An 18,800-nucleotide genomic window follows, 5' to 3' on the forward strand; every position below is an offset into this window, starting at 1 on the left:
CGCCGCACGCCGCGGGGAGCAAGCTCAACCCAACGCCTGTTTCAAGACGACGATATCTCCAGGTCAAACAGCGCCTGCAGCGGCTGCCGGCGGCGAATTTGCCGCGCCTGACCCCGTTCAAACAAGACCTCCGGCAGAAGCGGGCGGCTATTGTAATTCGAGGACATGGACGCGCCATAAGCGCCGGTATCGTGAAAGACCAGATAATCCCCCACCTGGGCCGGCGGCAAACGGCGCGACACAACGCCGCCGCCGGCGGTTTGGGTAAAGACATCGCCGGACTCGCACAGCGGTCCCCCCACCACGGTATCGCGCAGCGATTGCGCGCCGCGATCGCGACCGTCCGCCGGCAGCAGCGAGATAGCGTGATAGCTGCCGTACATCGCCGGGCGCATTAAATCGTTAAACCCGGCATCCACCAGCACGAAGTGGCGGCTGCCCATCTCTTTGACCGCCCTGACCTGCGCCACCAGTACACCCGCTTCCGCCACCAAAAACCGGCCCGGTTCTATTTCAAGCGCCACCGGATGCCCAAGATGCGCGCTAATCCGCCGGCGGGCAGCATCCCACAGGCCAAAGTAGTGATCGGTATCAATCGCCTCCTCACCCGAACGATAAGGTACCGATAACCCGCCGCCCGCGGAAATGGCCGCGAGATCCAGTCCGCTGGCGATGACCTGCTGCACCATGGCGTCGCAGACCTGCGCGAGATGGGCGTAATCCACACCCGAACCAATGTGCATATGTATGCCGATAAGCCGCAGGCCGTAGCGACGGATAAGCGCCGCGACCTGCGGCAAATCATCATGCCAAATCCCGTGTTTGCTATTTTCGCCGCCGGTATTGGTTTTTTGGCTGTGGCCATGGCCAAAACCGGGATTGACCCGCAGCCAGACCTCGTGCCCCGGCGAGCGGGCGCCAAGCTGCGCCAACATATCCGCCGAGCCGACATTGACCGGGATGCCGAGCTCAACGACCCGCGCCAGCGTCGGTTCATCCAGTAAATCGGCGGTAAAAACGATGTCATGGCTGGCGGTCCCCGGCTGAAAACCGGCCAGTAACGCACGTTCAATCTCCCCGAGCGACACCGAGTCCACCTTGGCGCCTTGGCTGCGCATCAGGCGCAGCAGATGGATATTGGAGCAGGCTTTCTGGGCGAAACGGACGGTATCGAAACGGCGTAATTGCGCAATGCGCGCGCTGATGGTTTCCGCTTCATATACCCATACCGGGCCGCCATACTGCTGGTGCAACGGCAATAAGTTAGCGGCGTTCAGAGCGCGTTCCGTGGTGAAAAGATCGTGCGGCATGGTGGTCCTCGTAGGCGATGGGGCGATCCCGGCAGCGCCGGCATGGGCTGGGGGCTCTTCTTTGTAATGCATCGGCGCCTATTAATAAAATATCTTTTTTGTCCCTATCTATTCATTTATGATATCGCTTTTAAGACGAGGCGGCAGATGGCGGCGGTAAGTTCACGGTAGATCGATATTTTTCACGCGGTCATGACCACGGGGAATCTGACCGAGGCGGCGGGGCTGCTGCACACGTCTCAGCCTACCGTGAGCCGTGAACTGGCGCGGCTGGAACAGCTGTTGCAGCTGACGCTGTTTGAGAGAATCAAAGGCCGCCTGAAGCCGACCCATGAAGGGTTGCGGCTATTCGAGGAAGTCCAGCGCTCGTACTACGGCATGGACCGGATCCGCGGCGCGGCGCGCGCTATTCGGGAATATCGCCAGGCGCAACTGTCTGTCGCCTGCCTGCCGGTATTTTCCCAGTCGCTGCTGCCGGAAGTGTGTCGCGCTTTCTTCGCCGCGCACCCGGAAATCAGCCTGAATATTATCCCGCAGGAGTCGCCGCTGCTGGAGGAGTGGCTTTCCGCCCAGCGATTTGATTTGGGTTTGACGGAAAACCCGACGGCGCCAGCGGGCACTCGCCGCGAAACCCTGATGACCCTCAATGAAGTTTACGTGCTGCCGCCCGGCCATCCCCTCAGCGCCAAATCCCTGCTAACGCCGGAAGATTTCCGTGCCCTGCCGTACATTAGCCTTTCCGCGACCGACAGCTACCGACACTGGCTGGATAGGCATTTTCAGCAAGCGGGAGTGGAACGACAGGGGGGGGTGGAGACCCATAGCGCCGCTTCGGTTTGCGCCATGGTGCGCGCCGGGGTCGGGCTTTCGATCGTCAATCCGCTAACGGCGCTGGATTATGCGGCCAGCGGCGTCCTCATCCGACCGTTTAGTATCGTGGTCCCCTTCACCGTGAGCCTGATCCGTCCGCTGCACCGGCCGGCGTACGCTCCTACCGCCGACGAGCCGCTTAGGCACTTCCGCCCGTCGACACGTCGCGGACGTAGCCGCACCCTCTGTCGGCCTTAAGCGGTCAACGGCCGGCGCGGCGGACGGGAAAAGGTCACCAGGCAGATAAGCAACCCACCCAACGCTAACCCGCCGGTGGCCAGCGGCACCATGGTCAGCCCCAGGCCGGCATCAATGACCTGGCCACCCACCCATGCCCCGAGAGCGTTACCGATGTTGAACGCCGAAATATTTAGCGTCGACACCAGATTCGGCGCATCATTGCCGTGCGCCACGACATTGAATTGCAGCGCCGACACGGTACAGAATGTCGCCATTGCCCAGAAAAACAGCGTGATTTCCGCCGGCCACAGAGTACCGCTGGTCCAGCGGAACAGCACCGAAAACAGCGCTATCAGCGCGAAACTCAGGATAAGCGCCACCGACACCCGCCAATCGGCGAGCCGTCCCTCCAGCAAATTGCCCACCGTTAAACCGGCGCCAATCAAAAACAGCGTCCAGCTCACGCCCCGATCGCTGATATGCGTCACCTGCAACAGCAGCGGCGCGATATAACTGAATAAGGTAAACATGGCCGCGGCGAAAAATACCGTCATCAATAGCGATAGCAGCCGCCGCCCGTTACGCAAGGCGGACATTTCCCGCGCCAGAATGGCCGGCGCGGCGTTGCGCTGTGCCGGCAGACTGACCAGCAGCGCCAACAGCGCCGCCGCCCCCAGTAAGGAGACGCACCAGAACGTCGCGCGCCAGCCGAACAGCTGCCCCAACCAGGTTCCGGCGGGGACGCCGAGCACGTTGGCGAGCGTCAGACCGGTAAACATCAGCGCCACCGCCGAGGCGCCGCGGTTGGGGGGCACCAATCCGGCGACCACCACCGCCCTGGTACCGAAAAACGCGCCGAGACAAAGAGCCGTCACCACCCGCGCTATCATCAGCAGCCCATAGCTATAGGTCAGCGCGCAAAGCACATTACCGATGATAAAGATCACCATCAGCAGCGCCAGACAGGTTTTGCGCGGCAAACGCGCGGTTACTATCGCCATAATCGGCGCGCCGATAGCCACGCCCAGCGCATAGCCGCTAATGAGCCAGCCGGCGTCCGGCAAACTGACCACGAGGTCCCCTGCGACCTCCGGCAATAATCCCATAATGACAAATTCGGTGGTGCCGATAGCAAAAGCGCTCAGCGCCAACGCCAGTAATGCGATGGGCATAGCAAACTCCAATAGCGTTTCGTCCCCGCGGTGCGGGCACGGTTTATTATTAACAAGGGTGTGTGGGCAGAGTCAGAAGCAGGGCCTTAAATTATCGTTGTTATGCCGAGGGCGCCGCGCGGTCCGCAAACGCCTCAGTAAAGCGATACCCGGGTGAAATTGCCGCTTGCGCGCACGTTCATTCCGAATCCGCAATCCCTCGCTACCGTGGCCAAATCGGCGCTGTCGGGATGAAACGTCATCGTTACCCGGCAGCCGGGGTCGTTACCGTCCGGCGGCGACTGCCAGATCGCGTGTTGTTGCTCAATATCGGTGAGGGTTGAAAACTGACCCATATTCGGTCCGTAATACAATCCCATCAATGGTATATAATAGCCGGAAAAACGAATGCGCCAGCGGCCCGCTTCCGGCATCACCGACAGCGTGCTCCAGACGCCTTTGCCGGCATAGCGCCAATACCTTCCCATCGGGCTGGCGGCCAGGGCCGGCTGGAGCTGATCAAGCACCGGCTGGATCGCCAACAGCGCTTGGCGGCGCTCATCGCCGTCCGGCATCCGCTGCAACCAGGCGCGCGCCTTAAAGGGCTCACCCTCCTTCATAAGCGCCAGCGCGATATGATGATAAGCGTCGGCCAGCGCCGCCGGCGGTACATGGCAAAATTCACCCCATGCGGCCTGGGCGGTGTAGTGCTCCACCGCCTGATGCAGATCGCCCTGGGAAAACGCTGCCTCTCCTGAACGAGCAAAATCGTTTAGCTTGCCACAATCCGCCGCGATCTGTTCATCGCTGGCCGCCGTATGCAGTACCAGGGCCATAACGCCCGCATGCCATTTCCGTTTCATTCACCGCTCAACGTTCATTCAAACCGACCGCAGCAGCGATAATGAAACGGACGCCGACAGAAGTAAAGATGCCGCTTACGCATGGCTTCAGGGATAAGGCACGATGGACAGTACAGTCACCGCCGCCTGCGGCTGATTAGCGGAGTGTGCCGCCGCATTTTTGACGGCCTCCGTCACCTCGGCGCTGGCGGTGGTAAGCTCGTTATCGCTTTCGACGATGACTTCCTGCGAGCGGTGGTGGCCCCCTTCTTGCCATTCATAGGCGATTTTATATTGTCTGCTCATACTCGGGTCCTCCGTTGCCGTTCTTGAAATGTCTCGATCAAGTATAGCCAAGTCCCGCGGCGCTGCCCGCCGCTTAAGGGCCAATGCGTTAACCGGCAGTGAAGAATGCAGCGCTGCCCGCCAGTAAAGGGGAACAGCGTTAACCGGGAGTGAAGACCGCAGCGCCGCCCGCCGCTAACGGGCCGCGACGTTAACCAGCGAACGCCGGCATGACTAATACGATTTTGTCGATATGGCCGCTGCTTTCCATCAAGCGGAGCGCCTCGGCGGCGTCGCCCAACGTAAAGACCTTATCAATCAGCGGCCGCACGTTGCCATCGGCGAGCAGCGGCCAGACCTGCTGCTGCAATTCGGCGGCGATGACCGCTTTTTCTTCCACGCTGCGCGGGCGCAGGGTAGACCCGGTATGCGTCAACCGTTTGGCCAGCATAGGCATCAAATTCAGCGCTTTGGCCGCGCCCTGCTGCACGCCGAGTTGCACAATCCTGCCGTCCAGCGTCGCTGCCTCATAGTTGCGCGCCACATAATCACCGGCAATCAAATCGACGATCACATCGGCGCCCCGGCCGTCGGTCAGCCGTTTTACCTCCGCCACGAAATCCTGTTCACGGTAATTAATGGCGGCGTCGGCGCCCAGCGTCATCACCGCTTGGCATTTTGCCGCCGACCCGGCGGTGGCGAACACCCTGGCGCCAAACGCTTTACCGAGCATCACCGCGACGATACCGATACCGGAGGTGCCGCCATGAACCAGCAGCGTCTCGCCGGCGGTCAGTCTGCCGCGCTGAAACACATTGGTCCAGACGGTGAAAAACGTTTCCGGTATCGCGGCGGCTTCGTTCCAGGACAACGCGCCCGGCACCGGTAATGCATTCGTTTCATGCACCACGCAATATTCGGCGTAGCCGCCGCCGGCAATGAGGGCGCAAACCCTGTCGCCGTTGACGAAGCGGCTGACGTCTGCGCCGACGGCCACGACTTCACCGGCGATTTCCAGGCCGGGGATATCAGAAGCGCCCGGCGGCGGCGGATAATGCCCCTGTCGCTGCATCACATCGGGACGGTTGACGCCCGCGGCCGCCACCCGTACCAGCAAATATCCCGGCGCCGGGCGCGGAACCGGCCGTTGCGACAACACCAACCGCTCCGGTCCGCCCGGCTGGTTAATCTCAATAATCTGCATACGGTCAGGGAGAGAAGACGTATTCATGATCGGATCCTTAGTAACAAAAGGGAAAATGCCGCCCGTTCCGGCAGCCGATAAACGCGCCGCGGCGAGGAACAGGGTTATAGCATAGCCCAGCGGCATTTCCCTTTCTGTCCATTGTGTGGTGTGTGCGGGGATCGACGTGCTAATCACCGTGCAGGGCCGCGCCGCCGGCTCTGCACGCCGTTTTATCCGTTAAGGGCGGCCAATCGCCGCTCCAGACGGGCAATTAACGCGTCAAGCTCCTGCAAATCCTCCCGATCCAGCCGGGGGCCAGGCTGGCGCAGCGGATCGCCCCGCGGCGGCGGAGCGTCTCTTTGCGCAGCGTCAAACCGATCCCGTATTGAAATTCATGGCGCAAGAGCGGTAAATAACAATCAAACACATCCTCCGCCTCGTCGTCTCGCCCCTCATCAAACAGCCGACACATCTTAACCAGCATTTCGGGATAAGCAAAGCCGGTCATCGCTCCATCGGCGCCCCGGCGCATCTCCTGGGGCAAAAACAGACCGTCGTTGCCGGCCAGGATACTGATCCTTCGCAGGCCACGCGCTTCGCTCTGGCGGCGCACCTGGCTCAGTTTACGCAGCCCGGGCAAATCTTCATGTTTGAGCATCACCAGTTGCGGCAGCGTCTCCACCAAGCGCAAAATCGTCTCGACCGAACAATGTACGCCGATCGACTGTGGGAAATCCTGTAGGCACAGCGGGATATCGTCGCCTAGCAGCGCCGCCACCGACAGATAGTAGTTCACGACCTGCTCTTCGGTTTTTAAGTTGGCTACCGGCGCCAGCATCACTCCGGCGGCGCCGAGCGACATCGCGCTTTTTGCCAGCATTGCCACCTGACGATGGGCGGGATGGCTTATACCCACCACCACCGGCACCCGGCCATTGACTCGGGTCATCACCCGGCGCATGAATAACAGGGATTCGTCGCTGGTCAGCTTGGGCGCTTTCCCCATCATGCCCAGGATGGTAATACCGCTGACGCCTTTCTCAAGATAGAAATCGATTAGCGTGTCGGTACTGTTCAAATCCAGTTCGCCGTCCTCATCAAACGGCGTGGTGGCGATAATATAAACGCCGCGGCTTTGCTCGCTCATTTTGCGCTCATGATACCCCCTTCGTTGTGCGCATTGTTGGACTCGGGTCCGTTTCATCCCGTGCAAAAACCATGGCGTCCTGCGGCGCAAAACCCCACTCGATGGCCTGTCCCGGCGTCCGCTCACGTGCGCCGATGCCGGCGGCTAGCGACCCGGTGCTGGTTCCGGTCACATCCGATCACTGATTCCGATTTCACCCGATCACTAATTCTGATTTCATCCGATCATTGATTCCGGTCGCCCGATCAGCGATTCCGATTCTGTCCGATCGCTCATCTTCTGTTCCGCCATACTCTGGAGACTTTTAGCTTCTGGGGGCATGGCACGTAAAAAGAAGAAAGCGAGAACGGAAATGTGCATCTATATTAATGTCTTACGTATGAAATTCGAGCAGCGTCGCTCGAATCGCACTATCGCAACAGCGCTCGGCATAGGCTGTACTACCGTGCACGATATCCTCGGCCGATTCACGGTAGCTAACCTGGTCTGACCATTGCCGGCGGAACTGTCCCCCGTCGACCTCGACCGCCTGCTCTATCCCGGCAAATCCGGAAAAGTTATCAATACTTTACCCAGCTGGCTTGATATCGATACCGAGTTAAGCCGCAAGGGCATGACCAAGCAGCTGCTCTGGATGGAATATCAGTCCGCCGTGGGCGGTGATGCCCTCGGTTACTCACAGTTTTGTGCACTGTTCCGTGACTGGAAAAAGAAGCAGCGGCGTTCCATGCGCATGGAGCACAAGGCTGGCGAAAAGCTCTTCATCGACTTATGTGGCCCCACCGTACCTATCGTCAACCCTGCGACCGGTAGCGTACGCCAGGTCGCTATCTTCGTCGCTGCCATGGGCGTGTCAGGCTATGCGTATATCGAAGCCTACGAAGGCCAGGACATGGCATCGTGGCTCAACGCCAATAGCCGCTGCCTGCACTTCATGGGTGGGGTTCCGGAGCTGATGATACCTGATAATCTGCGCAGCGCTGTCAGCACCCCTGACCGCTATGAGCCGGTCATAAACCAGAGCTACCAGGCGCTGGCAAATCACTATGAGACAGTGGTGCTACCGGCGCGCCCGAGAAAACCGAAAGACAAGGCGAAGGCAGAATCAACTGTGCAGCTGGTAGAACGCTGGGTTTTGGCCCGGTTGCGTAAACGTAGGTTCTACTCGCTGGCCGAACTCAACCAGGTGATACGAGAACTCAATCATGAGTTGAATCTGCGCCCGATGCGTCATTACGGCGGACAAAGTCGCCTTGAACGCTTCGAGCAGCTGGACAAACCAGCTCTTGGGCCTCTACCGCCCACACAATGGGAATACAGTGAGTATCTCGTTGCCCGAGTGAGACCTGATTACCACATAGACTACGGCAAAAACTGGTACTCGGTGCCGCATCCGCTGGTTGGCGAGCGCGTTGACGTCATCGCCACCCAACGGCTGGTGCAAATCCACCATAAGGGCGTCTGCGTGGCTACGCACCCTCGCAGCGATAATGCCTATAGGCACACGACTCAGGCGGCGCACATGCCGGCTAACCATAAGGGGCAGAGTCAGTGGACGCCGGAAAGGCTGTGCAGTTGGGCGCTGTCGGTGGGTGTGTGCACACTGAAAGTGGTCGAGTCCATCCAAAAGAGCAAAGCCCATCCGGAGCAGGCTTACCGCTCCGTGCTGGGGCTACTCAATCTGCAACGGCGCTATGAGACGACGCGACTGGAGAAGGCCTGCGCGCTGGCGTTGGAGAAAGGGTGCATTAACCGCTCTTTCATAGCCAACGTATTGAAACACGGTCGTGAAAGTGAGGTCACCCAGGACGGAGCCGGCGTATCAATGCTGGTTCACGAAAACCTCCGAGGTCCGGACAGTTATCACTAAGGAGAATAAATATGGATACACTGTTAATGGCTCTGCGAGAGCTGAAGTTGTCGGCAATGGTCCAGGCGTTGGAGACGCAACGCGAACTCCCGGGGAGTTATGGGGAGCTGGGGTTCGAGGAGCGGTTGTCGTTGATGGTAGAAGCGGAAAATTTGCATAGAAAAAACAACCACATATGCCGTATGCGACGGCAATCGCAAATGCGCTTGCAGGCAAAACCGGAAGATATCCGTTATATCCCTAGCCGAGGAGTGACACCGGAACAGATGCGAGATCTGCTAGGGGGACAATATCTGAAATATCAGAAAAGCATACTCATCACGGGGCCGACAGGTACGGGCAAAACCTGGCTCAGTTGTGCGCTTGGTGAGCAGGCATGCCGGCAGCAATATAGCGTGCGTTACTGGCGAGTGGGTCGGTTGCTGGCCCATCTTCACCAGTGTCAGGTAGACGGGACCTATCTAAAACAGCTTAAGCAGTTAGAAAAAATAGAGTTACTGATCTTGGACGACGTGGGCCTAGAATCAATAAGTCCGATGCAGGCAACAATGCTGTTGGAGGTGATGGAAGATCGCTACGACAAAAGCAGCAGCATCCTGATCAGTCAACTGCCGGTGAAAAAATGGTATGGACTGATAGAAAACCCCACGACAGCTGACGCGTTACTCGATCGGTTAGTACACCCCAGCTATAGACTGGAACTTAAAGGCGAATCACTACGCAAAGAGCAAGGAGTAGCCAGCACAGGAAAAATAGACTAAACCCGAGTCAGAAGATGAGCAAACACGTGATCGAATATCACTGGAATGGGTGATCGGAAAATATCGGAATAACTGATCGGATGTCGCCGGAACAGCTGATCGGATACGTCGCTTTGTTGAATAAATCCGAAATTTGGACCCTGTACACGATTCTGTGTAAATGCCTTTTCTCAGAAGTGACCGTCCAGGCGGTCACCGAACTCGATAATAAAGCGGCTCATTGCCATGCGCCAGTCCCTCAAAGGCATTGTCCATTTCTGTGAGGCCGCCTGTATCGCCAGCCACACCACCTTTTTCACTGCGTCGTCGGTCGGGAACACCTTGCGCTTTTTGATGGCATGCCGGATCACGCTGTTTAACGACTCGATGGCGTTGGTCGTGTAGATCACCTTGCGGATGTCCGTTGGGTAGGCAAAGAACGTGGCCAGATTGGCCCAGTTTGCCTGCCAGCTTCGACTTATTTGCGGGTAGCGGATGTCCCAGGCACTGGAGAACGCTTCCAGCGCCTGCAAGCCGGCTTCTTCCGTAGGGGCCTGATAGATAGCTTTCAGGTCGCGGGTGACGGCCTTGTAGTCCTTCCAGGAGACGAACCGCAGGCTGTTGCGCACCATATGCACGATACACAGCTGGAGCCGCGCCTCCGGATACACCGCGTTAATAGCGTCAGGGAAACCTTTCAGCTCGTCTACGCAGGCGATAAGGATATCGTTCAGGCCGCGGTTTTTCAGCTCTGTCAGCACGTTCAGCCAGAACTTTGCGCCTTCATTTTCGGCCAGCCACATACCTAGCAACTCTTTCTGGCCTTCGATGTTGATGCCCAGCGCCAGGAACACAGATTTGTTGATAATGCGGCTATCCTGCCGGACTTTTAGAACGATACAGTCAAGATAAACAATGGGATAGACTGCATCCAGAGGCCGGTTTTGCCATTCGACAACCTGCTCCATGACCGCATCGGTGACCTTTGAGACCAGCGCCGGCGAGACATCGGCGTCATACAGCTCTTTGAACGCGGCGGCGATCTCGCGGGTGGTCATCCCTTTGGCGTACAACGATAAAATCTGGTTATCCATCCCGGTAATCCGGGTCTGGTTCTTCTTCACCAGTTGCGGTTCAAAGGAACCGTCACGATCGCGCGGAGTACGCAGCGCCAGCGGGCCATCGCCAGTGGTAACGGTTTTTGTGGAATAGCCGTTGCGGGCGTTGGTCCCCGGTTTAGGCTGATTTTTATCGTAGCCGAGGTGATGGGTCATTTCGGCATTGAGAGCTGCTTCGACGCTAATTTTTTTCAGCAGCCGATCGAAGTAACTGAGATCTTCAGGGGTTTTGAGATTTTTGGCCAGTTCGTTAGCCAGAGCCTGCAACTGTTTTTCGTCCATAAATTAACCTGTTTTTGATGTTGGATTGAACATATCAAAATCAGGCAAATACACAAATTTCTAAACAGGCTCGAAATTTGTGACGACTTCCTCCCTATCAGGGCGATTGTTACATGATGCGGACGCTGTTTGGCATTCCTAACAGTGTGATCCGGTTAAGTGCTTTAACCATTGCCATTGCCTCACCTACCTGCGCGTCATAGTCATGCAGACTCAGATGACCACCCAGAAGTGTTTTAAACCGGAACATGGCCGTTTCAGCCAGTGAACGCCGGTGATAACCTACTTTCTTTTTCCAGGTATCGTTATTGCCCCTCAGATGCTGATTTGCCACCGCATGGTTACGCTCATGGTATCGAGCTGGCCAATATTGCGCACCACTTCGCGGTGGGATAAGCGGCTTTATTTTTTTCCTCAGCAGAGCATCATGACAGTAACGCGTATCGTAAGCACTGTCAGCCGACGCTTCCCTTATTTTCCGGTGGGTTTGGTTAATCAGCCCGGGCAGCGCCTGCGCATCTGTCGTACCGCTTAGCGATAAATCGGCACAGATAATTTCATGTGTCGCGCTATCTACTGCCAGATGAAGCTTGCGCCATACTCTGCGCCTCTCAGCCCCATGCTGCCTGACTTTCCATTCGCCTTCGCCGAAGACTTTCAGGCCGGTGCCATCGATGACCAGGTGTGAGATTTCGCCGCGGGTTGGCGTTTTTATGCTGATGTCGACGGTTTTTGCTCGCCGGCTGACCAGAGAGTAATCTGGGCAGCGCAGCGACAGCCCCATCAGTTTAAAAATCGCGTCAACGAAACCCTGTAACGCCCGGAGCGAAAGGTTAAACACGCGCTTTATCATCAGAACCGTGGTAATGGCCATATCGGTGTAGTGAAGCGGCCGGCCACGATGTTCAGGTGGTGTACTCTCAGTCCATGCAGCAATGGCTGACTCATCAAGCCATACTGTCAGGTCCCCCCGCTGCCTGAGCGCATTGTTGTATGCGGGCCAGTTGGTGATTTTAAACTTTTGCTTTGCCATGGGGACCTGATGTTGAAACGAATGTAGTGATCAGAGCCGCCAGTCACCTAAAAGTTCGATTTATTCAACAAAGCCCGGATACGTCGGAATCTGCACCCCGGCTCGCCGATGCGGATATGTTCGGGACGTACGCCAATGACCGGTCCAGACGGCGGCTGAATAAAATTGCACTCGCCGAGAAAACCGGCGACAAATCGCCCCCCCGGCCGCCGATAAAAGGTGCTCCGACCGCCCCGCGTCAATAATGTTGCCCTGATCCATAATGACAATGGTGTCGGACAGGTTCATAGCCTCTTCCTGATCGTGGGTAACGAAGACCACCGTCAGACCGAGCTCCTGATGTAACTGTTTGATCTGCAATTGCAGGCTCTGGCGTAAATTCTTATCCAGCGCGCCAAGCGGCTCATCCATCAACAAAATATCGGGATTAAACACCAGCGCTCGCGCCAGCGCCGTCCGCTGCTGCTGCCCGCCCGACAGCTCCGTCGGCAGTCGCTGCCGATAGGGCGCCAGACTGACCAGTGCCAGCGCTTCGTTAACCTTGCGCTCGATATCCTCCCGCGCCAGTTTGCGCATCCGCAACGGAAAGGCGACGTTTTCATAGATCGACATATGGGGAAACAGCGCGTAGTTCTGAAACACCATACCGATGTTGCGATCGGCAATAGACACCCGGCCCATATCCTTGCCGGCGATGTGTACCGTTCCCGCATCGGGGGACTCAAAGCCGGCGATGATTTTCAACAAAGTGGTTTTACCGGATCCGGAGACGCCCAGCAGCGTACAAAATTTCCCGCGCCATACCGCTAAATCGATACCGGGTAGCGCAACGGTTGCGCCGTAGCTTTTGCGGATGCCGGCCAGCGTGACATCTTTACCTTGTAACGGTTGCATGTTTGGCTCCTTTACGGCTCAACACAAAGTGGGCAATGAGGATCGCGGCGGTGAGGGCAATGAGCAGGCAAGAGGCGGCGATCACCGTCGGATCGAAATCCATCGCCAGCCCCTCATACATCAGTTTCGGTAGTGTGCGGTTGCGCAACGTGGTCAAGAACAGCGCCATCACCACATCATCAAAGGAGGTGATGAAGGCAAATACCGCGCCGCCCACCAGGCCAGGCAACAGCGCCGGCAGCATGATGCGGACCCACAGCTGCCGCCAGCCGGCTCCGAGGCTCCGCGCGGCCAGCTCCAGGTTGGCGTCAAACCCCTGCAATGCCGCGCGCAGCGTCAGATAGCAATACGGCACCGCCAATACCGTATGGCCGATGACCAGCGCCGCCGAATTCGCCATCAGCCCCAGCGGGTTGCACAGATAATAGAGCGCCACGGCGGTAATGATCGCCGGTACCGACATGGGAATGATAAACAGGGCGTCCAGCCAACCTTGATGCGCGCTACGTAATTTATGCATACCCAGCGCCGCCGTGGCGCCAAGCACCATCGCCAACAGCGTCACCATCGACGCTACCTGGACGCTCTGCCACAGCGCCGCCATCCATTTGCGCTGCGCAAAGAAATTGAGATACCAGCGCAGGCCATATTCCGGCGGCGGGAACGTCGGAAAGCTGCCAGTGCCGAAACTCATGGGGATCACCACCAGAATCGGTAGGATTAGAAACAGAGCGCAAACGCCGCCGGCCACCACGCAGAGCCCTCCCCCGACGCCACGGCGCTGCACCGCCGACGCGCTGCCTTTACCGGCCGGCGGCGCCATCAGACGGCCGAGGCCGAACAACCGGTTAAACACCCAGAGCGCGCACAGCGTGATGAACAGCAACACCCCCGCCAGTGCCGCGGCAATGCCCCAGTTCAGCTCATCGGTAATGTTGTGGGAGATCAGTTCGGCTATCATGCGCTGGCCGGAGCCCCCCATGAGCGACGGCGTGATGTAATACCCCACCGCGTTCATAAACACCATGATGGCCCCTGCGACCATACCGGGGTGGGTCACCGGCAATACCACTTTGAACAGCACGCCGAACGCGTCCGCACCAAGGCTTTTCGCCGCCAGAATCAGCGCCCCGTCCATTGAGCGGAAGGAAGCATAGAGCGGCAGCACCACAAACGGCATCAGCACATGGGTCATCCCGATCAGCACGCCGTTGAAGTTATATAAAAATGCGATGGGATGGTCGATGAGGCTTAAGTTGACCAACAGCCTGTTCAACGGGCCATTTTGCTGCAACAGCGCTATCCAGGCCGAGGTCCGCACCAGCGCGCTGGACCAGAACGGCAGCAGGACGGCGAAAAACAGCAGTTTCGCCAACGCCGGCCGTACCGTCGCCATCAAGTAAGCCAGGGGATAACTCATCACCACGCAGCAGCCGGTTACCGCCAACGCGATGATGAAGGTATTTTGCAGCACGATACGGTAAATCGGCGTCGTCAGCAGATGCCGGTAGTTATCGGCAGATAACACCCCGTGCACATAAAATCCCTGTTTAAGCAGCCCCAGGATCGGCCAGACGAAAAACAGCCCCCAAAAGAGTACCAGCGGCAGAATCAACAGTATGAGCGGGGAATAACGCCGCCGACCTGCCGGCCGTGATAATGTCGTACTTATGATGGCGGACATAGCGTCTCCAAACTCTTGCGCCGTAGAATTCGGTTGGCGTTAACTGACGAACAGCTGGCGTGGAAACTGAGTTAGCCGTTCATAGCCGCTTTCGGTAATCAATAGGGTTTCCGACATACCGAAACCGCGCGCCAGGGCGGCATCTTGAATCGCTATCAACCGTTCCACCGTGCGTCGGTCGTCGTCGCTGGCCTCGCCCACGCGAATCGGCCGCATAAAACGCATGGTAGTGACGCACATTCGGCGTGGTCTCTATCTGTACAATGTCCCCGTGGGCCAGCACCCGATCGCTGTAGCCGCCGTGCAAATGAAACGCCCGCTCCCCCGAAGACATCACCCCCGGCCCCGGCAGGTCGCTGCCGGCCCGGATCATGGCCGCGCAGATCTGTGCCGCCATCTCCCATTCACTCACGCCGGCCTGGGCTGAGTCGATAGCGGCCATTTCCACCGCCACGCTCGGCGCCTCGCCGAGCCGGGTGCGGATGGCGTTGACGGCTACCGCGTCTTTATCGTCGCTATCACGCCACATGACGCGGTCAGGATAGCAGCAGGTACTGTCGAGGTAGTACGCCTCCACATCGCGACAGACAACCGTCGGCGCGCCGCTGGCCGGAATAATCGCGAACTGGAAAGAGGAGTAGGCGCGGGTAAAAAACCCCGTCAGCCAGGTAACGCTTTCCGGCATGAAAGCCAACAGCGCGTCGTGGCCCTACGCCACCAGTTGGGCCTGTACCCGCGCCAACCGCCGGTCGTATTCTTCTTTCTCGAACCAATAGTTTTTTTCAACCATTTCCCACACCTTCATTGAGCAACGATCGTACGGCAAGCGCCGGGCGCCGCCGCGTTTCGGACTATTCCTGCATCATCGCGTTGTAGGCTTCCCCGGCGGCCAGAGAATGATCAGCCCACCAGCCAATATCGAGAAAAAGTGCATTCGCCAACCGTTCTGGCGTGGACGGCAGTCGTTCGGTGCGGGCGGGATCGATAAGCGCAATCGAGGCGGGCGTCACCGGCCCATAGGCAACATAGTGGCTGAAGCGAGCCTGCACCTCGGGCTTAATGATGTAACTGAGAAATTTCACCGCCGCAGCCTTATTGGGCGCCCCTTTTACAATCATAAAATAGCCGACCTGCGCCACCGATTGGCCCCAGCTCATGGCGATGGGCTGACCTTCATCAATGCCGGATTGAAAGCGGCCATTCCAGCCAAGGGCCATCACCACTTCGCCGCTGGCCAACGCCTGTACCGGCTGAGCGCCGAAAGACCACCACATGGCGACATAAGGTTTGATTTGGCGGATCTTATTGAGCACACGCGCCATACCCGCTTCGGTGCTCAACGTTTTATACACATCCTTGGCCGCGACACCGTCGGCCATCAACGCCGCCTCCAATACCGTGTCTGGTTTTGCCGGTAGCGAACGCTTACCAGGGAATTTTTTCACATCAAAAAAGTCGGCAAAGGTTTTCGGACCGCCCTGAGGAAAGGCCTGCGTGGAATAGCCGATTACCGTAGAGAAAATCTCCGACGGCACACCATAATCATTGCGCGCCTGGAGCAGCACCTTGCTTTCATCCACCATGGCGGGAGTTATCTTCTCAAACAGACCGCTTTGCGCCCCCTGCATCAGGCTGGCGCCGCCGGCGGTCACGACGTCCCACTCGACGCGATGGGTATCCACCATGGCTTTGATGCGGGCGATAACGGGATTGGTGTCTTCTTGCACGTCAATGCCGGTCTGCTCGCTGAATGGTTTGATCCAGGCCGCGCGGATACCGTCTTGATAAGCGCCGCCCCAGCTGGCGAACATCATCTCATCGGCCGCACGGGCCGTAGAGGCGAGGCACACCGCCGCCAGCACCCCGGCGATTATCCACTTACTGCGTAAGGTTGTCATCCCGTTGATCTCCCATTGATAACTGCATTAAAGATTGACGCTTTCAGGGGGTACCGACGGCGAGGATTGTACCAGCGCCGCAAAACGGGTCAGCATGGTTTTCGCCGCCAGCGCCTCATCGGCGGTGGCAATCAAATGGTCGATATTTCCCCCGTCCAGCTCCATGCGCTGCCGGTTTTGTTCAAACCAGACCGACGCCTGCGCCAGCGTGATTTCCGGGTGGCCCTGGATGCCCCAGACCGGTTGATCCCGGTAACGCCATATTTGGTTCGGGCATTGATCGCTGCCGGCCAACACCGTCATCGCGGGATGGTCGGCGCGCACTTCGTCGTTGTGCCAAACGAACATATACGCCCGCGGTACAATACCGGCGGCAATAGGATCGCTGGCCGCGGCGGGAGTGGCGCTCAGCCATTTATTCCCTATTTCGCAATAGGGACGCCGAAAGACCTGATCGTGGCCGCACAGCGCGGAGGCCAATATCTGACTACTGAAACAAACGCCAAGCATTGGAATGCGCCGCCGCGACGCTTCCTGGATCAGCCGATGTTCCTGCAGGATAAACGGCACATCTTCGTAGGCGCCGTGGGGGCTGCCCGAGAGGAAAATGCCGTCATAACCCGCCAAATTCTCTGGAAATTCATTGTTGAACGCCCAAAATCGATCCACCTCCAGCCCCCAGTGTTCAAATCGGTCGTCAAGCCGGGCGACGGTGGTGGTGGAACGACCGTTATGCAGATACAGCAATCGTTTGCGTTGCATGAAAAACCCCGTTTGGGTAATGAACGAAAGGGAAAATGGCGAATGCGGTAGCTGGCCGTCAACTCGGGGGCAAGCCGGTCACCGACTGCACAATAGCCTGACGCGTGCCTTCGATATGCCGCACCATTGCCGCGGCGGCGGCCTCGTCGTCGCCGGCTTCGATCGCGGCCAGAATGGCCAAATGCTCTTCCCGCCCGGGAGCAAAACGGCCCGGCACGGTTTCTTTACTAAATAAACGGGTGCGCACACGCAGCTCATCAATGAGGCGCTGCAATAATCGATTGCCGCCGGTGTCGGCGATACTGAGATGCAGTAAATCATCGACTTCCCAGTGATAGTCAGCCGTAACCGTGGCGGGTGAAGTCATTTGCAGTAAACGTGCGCGAATGTCGGCGATCTTGCCGGGAGACATACGACCCGCCGCCTGGCGAGCCGCATCGGCTTCGAGCAATTTACGTACCGCCATAATTTCAAGGATTTCGGCCAATTCAACGCCGTTGACCAACAGGGTGCGTCCAGAACGGCGCAGGAAATGCTTACTCTCCAAACGACCCAGGGCCTCACGTATCGGCGTACGCGACAACCCCAGCAGCTCCGCCAGCCGACGCTCGCTGATGACCTCACCGTTCACCAGCGCGCCCGATTTAATCATGTTCAATACCGCTTCAAAGGCTTGCTCGGTTAAAGACCGCTCGGTCGCTTGCTGGGGTGCTATCGCGCTCAACGCCCTTCTCCTTTGTTTGTTTTTCCACGATTATGCCGCCGGTATGCCATTTATATACTACTTACACACCACCGATGTCATCACGCCAAGCCCGATAAAAGCCGACATCTGCGGCGAAAATGCCTTAATTTCTGGTAAAATAAGAAAACAGTATGACGCTGGCAGGAATCGCCCGGAAAGAAGCGTCGGTAAACGGGGGAAATGCCGATAGATGGGGCTCGAAAGAGAACGGTGAAGCGTGAACAGCGGGGTATGGGTACCCCTTTGCCCGCTGCGAACCCCATACGCCATCGCGATGGGCCGCAGGTCCCCGCGCAGGTGCAGCGTTCAGCGCTGGGCGAACCGTTACGCCTCAGCGCAGTTGAAGGCCGACCGTGGCGCTATCAAGCGCCGCCGACCGGCCCACAATATAACGCCAGCCCCGACGTCAGCTTGCGCACGCGCTTTTTATCGCCGGCGATGGCGATGCTAATTAATTGAAACGACTCGCTGTTCTGACCAGCGAGCGCGGCGCGAAATTGCGTATAGTCGGTGGTGGCTTGACCTTCGACCGGGAAGAGCACCACATCCAGCGCCTGACTCGCCCCCTCCTGCCACAGGCGTTGCAGGTGCCGCGTATCGGCGGCGAGCACCGAAATGCCGATGGGGATAAGCCCCGGCCACGCGCGTTGTCGGGCGTCGATCAACGCCTCCCTCACCAGACCGAGGTGGCGCTGGCCAAGGGTTAATGCCATCACCGCCGCCGCATTTGCCGCGCGGCCGGCGTCCAGCGCCTGACTGACTATCACCACACAGCGTTCCGGCACCACGCTTGCCTATTGCTC

At 58.2% G+C, this 18,800-nt stretch carries 18 protein-coding genes and 1 pseudogene; 4 read left to right on the forward strand and 15 right to left on the reverse strand.

What is annotated here, in order from left to right; translation table 11 throughout:
* Positions 1-41: 41 nt before the first annotated feature.
* Positions 42-1,310: a diaminopimelate decarboxylase gene (gene lysA, locus SOPEG_RS18640; RefSeq protein ID WP_025246480.1), complete on the reverse strand. Its 1,269-nt coding sequence runs from the start codon at positions 1,308-1,310 to the stop codon at positions 42-44.
* 171 nt (positions 1,311-1,481) lie between these two features.
* Here lysA and SOPEG_RS18645 point away from each other — a divergent pair, with 171 nt between their 5' ends.
* The gene (locus tag SOPEG_RS18645; protein ID WP_417903456.1) at positions 1,482-2,378 is read left to right on the forward strand and encodes a LysR family transcriptional regulator; all 897 of its coding nucleotides are present in this window, start codon (positions 1,482-1,484) and stop codon (positions 2,376-2,378) included.
* On the opposite strand, the gene SOPEG_RS18650 is transcribed toward SOPEG_RS18645, so the two are convergent.
* From SOPEG_RS18650 to SOPEG_RS18670, 5 genes are all read right to left on the reverse strand, one after another.
* Entirely contained in the window at positions 2,375-3,532 is a 1,158-nt protein-coding gene (locus SOPEG_RS18650) for an MFS transporter (RefSeq protein WP_025246481.1), read from the reverse strand. The genes SOPEG_RS18645 and SOPEG_RS18650 overlap by 4 nt on opposite strands.
* Before the next feature lie 134 nt (positions 3,533-3,666).
* Positions 3,667-4,347 carry a tetratricopeptide repeat protein gene (locus SOPEG_RS18655; RefSeq protein ID WP_148297136.1) on the reverse strand — a complete coding sequence of 227 codons (681 nt, stop codon included), beginning with the start codon at positions 4,345-4,347 and terminating at the stop codon, positions 3,667-3,669.
* 114 nt (positions 4,348-4,461) lie between these two features.
* Positions 4,462-4,659: a hypothetical protein gene (locus SOPEG_RS18660; protein WP_025246483.1), complete on the reverse strand. Its 198-nt coding sequence runs from the start codon at positions 4,657-4,659 to the stop codon at positions 4,462-4,464.
* Between the two features lie 190 nt (positions 4,660-4,849).
* Positions 4,850-5,869: an NAD(P)H-quinone oxidoreductase gene (locus tag SOPEG_RS18665; protein ID WP_038470481.1), complete on the reverse strand. Its 1,020-nt coding sequence runs from the start codon at positions 5,867-5,869 to the stop codon at positions 4,850-4,852.
* Between the two features lie 226 nt (positions 5,870-6,095).
* A complete protein-coding gene (locus tag SOPEG_RS18670) occupies positions 6,096-7,061 on the reverse strand; it encodes a dihydrodipicolinate synthase family protein (protein ID WP_236851548.1) in 966 nt (321 codons plus the stop codon).
* A 229-nt stretch (positions 7,062-7,290) separates the two neighbouring features.
* Here SOPEG_RS18670 and istA point away from each other — a divergent pair.
* Positions 7,291-8,841: pseudogene (gene istA, locus SOPEG_RS18675) on the forward strand (IS21 family transposase).
* An 11-nt stretch (positions 8,842-8,852) separates the two neighbouring features.
* Entirely contained in the window at positions 8,853-9,602 is a 750-nt protein-coding gene (gene istB, locus SOPEG_RS18680) for an IS21-like element ISSoEn3 family helper ATPase IstB (protein ID WP_025245285.1), read from the forward strand.
* A 170-nt stretch (positions 9,603-9,772) separates the two neighbouring features.
* Here the strand turns inward: istB and SOPEG_RS18685 are convergent, their stop codons facing one another.
* The 8 genes from SOPEG_RS18685 to SOPEG_RS18720 form a co-directional block, all read right to left on the reverse strand.
* Positions 9,773-10,981, reverse strand: a complete 1,209-nt coding sequence (locus tag SOPEG_RS18685; protein ID WP_025244301.1) for an IS256-like element ISSoEn2 family transposase — start codon at positions 10,979-10,981, stop codon at positions 9,773-9,775.
* A gap of 109 nt (positions 10,982-11,090) precedes the next feature.
* On the reverse strand, positions 11,091-12,014 hold the full coding sequence (locus SOPEG_RS18690) for an IS5-like element ISSoEn1 family transposase (protein WP_025244865.1): 924 nt from the start codon (positions 12,012-12,014) through the stop codon (positions 11,091-11,093).
* Positions 12,015-12,074: 60 nt separating this feature from the next.
* On the reverse strand, positions 12,075-12,908 hold the full coding sequence (locus SOPEG_RS18695) for an ABC transporter ATP-binding protein (protein ID WP_236851550.1): 834 nt from the start codon (positions 12,906-12,908) through the stop codon (positions 12,075-12,077).
* Complete coding sequence (locus SOPEG_RS18700) at positions 12,889-14,592, reverse strand: ABC transporter permease (RefSeq protein WP_025246485.1); 1,704 nt, start codon at positions 14,590-14,592, stop codon at positions 12,889-12,891. Before SOPEG_RS18700 ends, SOPEG_RS18695 begins: the two co-directional genes overlap by 20 nt.
* A 79-nt stretch (positions 14,593-14,671) precedes the next feature.
* Positions 14,672-15,277, reverse strand: a complete 606-nt coding sequence (locus SOPEG_RS18705) for a M24 family metallopeptidase (protein ID WP_236851838.1) — start codon at positions 15,275-15,277, stop codon at positions 14,672-14,674.
* A 166-nt stretch (positions 15,278-15,443) separates the two neighbouring features.
* The gene (locus SOPEG_RS18710; protein ID WP_025246486.1) at positions 15,444-16,490 is read right to left on the reverse strand and encodes an ABC transporter substrate-binding protein; all 1,047 of its coding nucleotides are present in this window, start codon (positions 16,488-16,490) and stop codon (positions 15,444-15,446) included.
* A 27-nt stretch (positions 16,491-16,517) separates the two neighbouring features.
* Positions 16,518-17,252 (reverse strand): type 1 glutamine amidotransferase, encoded by a 735-nt coding sequence (locus SOPEG_RS18715; RefSeq protein ID WP_025246487.1) that lies wholly within the window; start codon positions 17,250-17,252, stop codon positions 16,518-16,520.
* Between the two features lie 58 nt (positions 17,253-17,310).
* Positions 17,311-17,883: a GntR family transcriptional regulator gene (locus tag SOPEG_RS18720; protein ID WP_236851554.1), complete on the reverse strand. Its 573-nt coding sequence runs from the start codon at positions 17,881-17,883 to the stop codon at positions 17,311-17,313.
* Here SOPEG_RS18720 and SOPEG_RS28560 point away from each other — a divergent pair.
* Positions 17,867-18,187 carry a hypothetical protein gene (locus SOPEG_RS28560; protein ID WP_162149705.1) on the forward strand — a complete coding sequence of 107 codons (321 nt, stop codon included), beginning with the start codon at positions 17,867-17,869 and terminating at the stop codon, positions 18,185-18,187. The genes SOPEG_RS18720 and SOPEG_RS28560 overlap by 17 nt on opposite strands.
* Positions 18,188-18,359: 172 nt before the next feature.
* Here the strand turns inward: SOPEG_RS28560 and SOPEG_RS18725 are convergent, their stop codons facing one another.
* A complete protein-coding gene (locus tag SOPEG_RS18725; protein WP_038469052.1) occupies positions 18,360-18,785 on the reverse strand; it encodes a DUF2000 domain-containing protein in 426 nt (141 codons plus the stop codon).
* Positions 18,786-18,800: the final 15 nt, after the last annotated feature.

Source organism: Candidatus Sodalis pierantonius str. SOPE, from assembly GCF_000517405.1.
Classification (GTDB): Bacteria; Pseudomonadota; Gammaproteobacteria; order Enterobacterales; family Enterobacteriaceae; genus Sodalis_C; species Sodalis_C pierantonii.

Excerpts from the sequence above, each read along its gene's own strand:
- lysA (WP_025246480.1), bottom strand. The coding sequence starts at position 1,310 with ATGCCGCACGATCTTTTCACCACGGAACGCGCTCTGAACGCCGCTAAC.
- SOPEG_RS18650 (WP_025246481.1), bottom strand. The coding sequence starts at position 3,532 with ATGCCCATCGCATTACTGGCGTTGGCGCTGAGCGCTTTTGCTATCGGC.
- SOPEG_RS18655 (WP_148297136.1), bottom strand. The coding sequence starts at position 4,347 with ATGGCCCTGGTACTGCATACGGCGGCCAGCGATGAACAGATCGCGGCG.
- SOPEG_RS18660 (WP_025246483.1), bottom strand. The coding sequence starts at position 4,659 with ATGAGCAGACAATATAAAATCGCCTATGAATGGCAAGAAGGGGGCCAC.
- SOPEG_RS18665 (WP_038470481.1), bottom strand. The coding sequence starts at position 5,869 with ATGAATACGTCTTCTCTCCCTGACCGTATGCAGATTATTGAGATTAAC.
- istB (WP_025245285.1), top strand. The coding sequence starts at position 8,853 with ATGGATACACTGTTAATGGCTCTGCGAGAGCTGAAGTTGTCGGCAATG.
- SOPEG_RS18685 (WP_025244301.1), bottom strand. The coding sequence starts at position 10,981 with ATGGACGAAAAACAGTTGCAGGCTCTGGCTAACGAACTGGCCAAAAAT.
- SOPEG_RS18690 (WP_025244865.1), bottom strand. The coding sequence starts at position 12,014 with ATGGCAAAGCAAAAGTTTAAAATCACCAACTGGCCCGCATACAACAAT.
- SOPEG_RS18695 (WP_236851550.1), bottom strand. The coding sequence starts at position 12,908 with ATGCAACCGTTACAAGGTAAAGATGTCACGCTGGCCGGCATCCGCAAA.
- SOPEG_RS18700 (WP_025246485.1), bottom strand. The coding sequence starts at position 14,592 with ATGTCCGCCATCATAAGTACGACATTATCACGGCCGGCAGGTCGGCGG.
- SOPEG_RS18705 (WP_236851838.1), bottom strand. The coding sequence starts at position 15,277 with ATGCCGGAAAGCGTTACCTGGCTGACGGGGTTTTTTACCCGCGCCTAC.
- SOPEG_RS18710 (WP_025246486.1), bottom strand. The coding sequence starts at position 16,490 with ATGACAACCTTACGCAGTAAGTGGATAATCGCCGGGGTGCTGGCGGCG.
- SOPEG_RS18715 (WP_025246487.1), bottom strand. The coding sequence starts at position 17,252 with ATGCAACGCAAACGATTGCTGTATCTGCATAACGGTCGTTCCACCACC.
- SOPEG_RS28560 (WP_162149705.1), top strand. The coding sequence starts at position 17,867 with ATGACCTCACCGTTCACCAGCGCGCCCGATTTAATCATGTTCAATACC.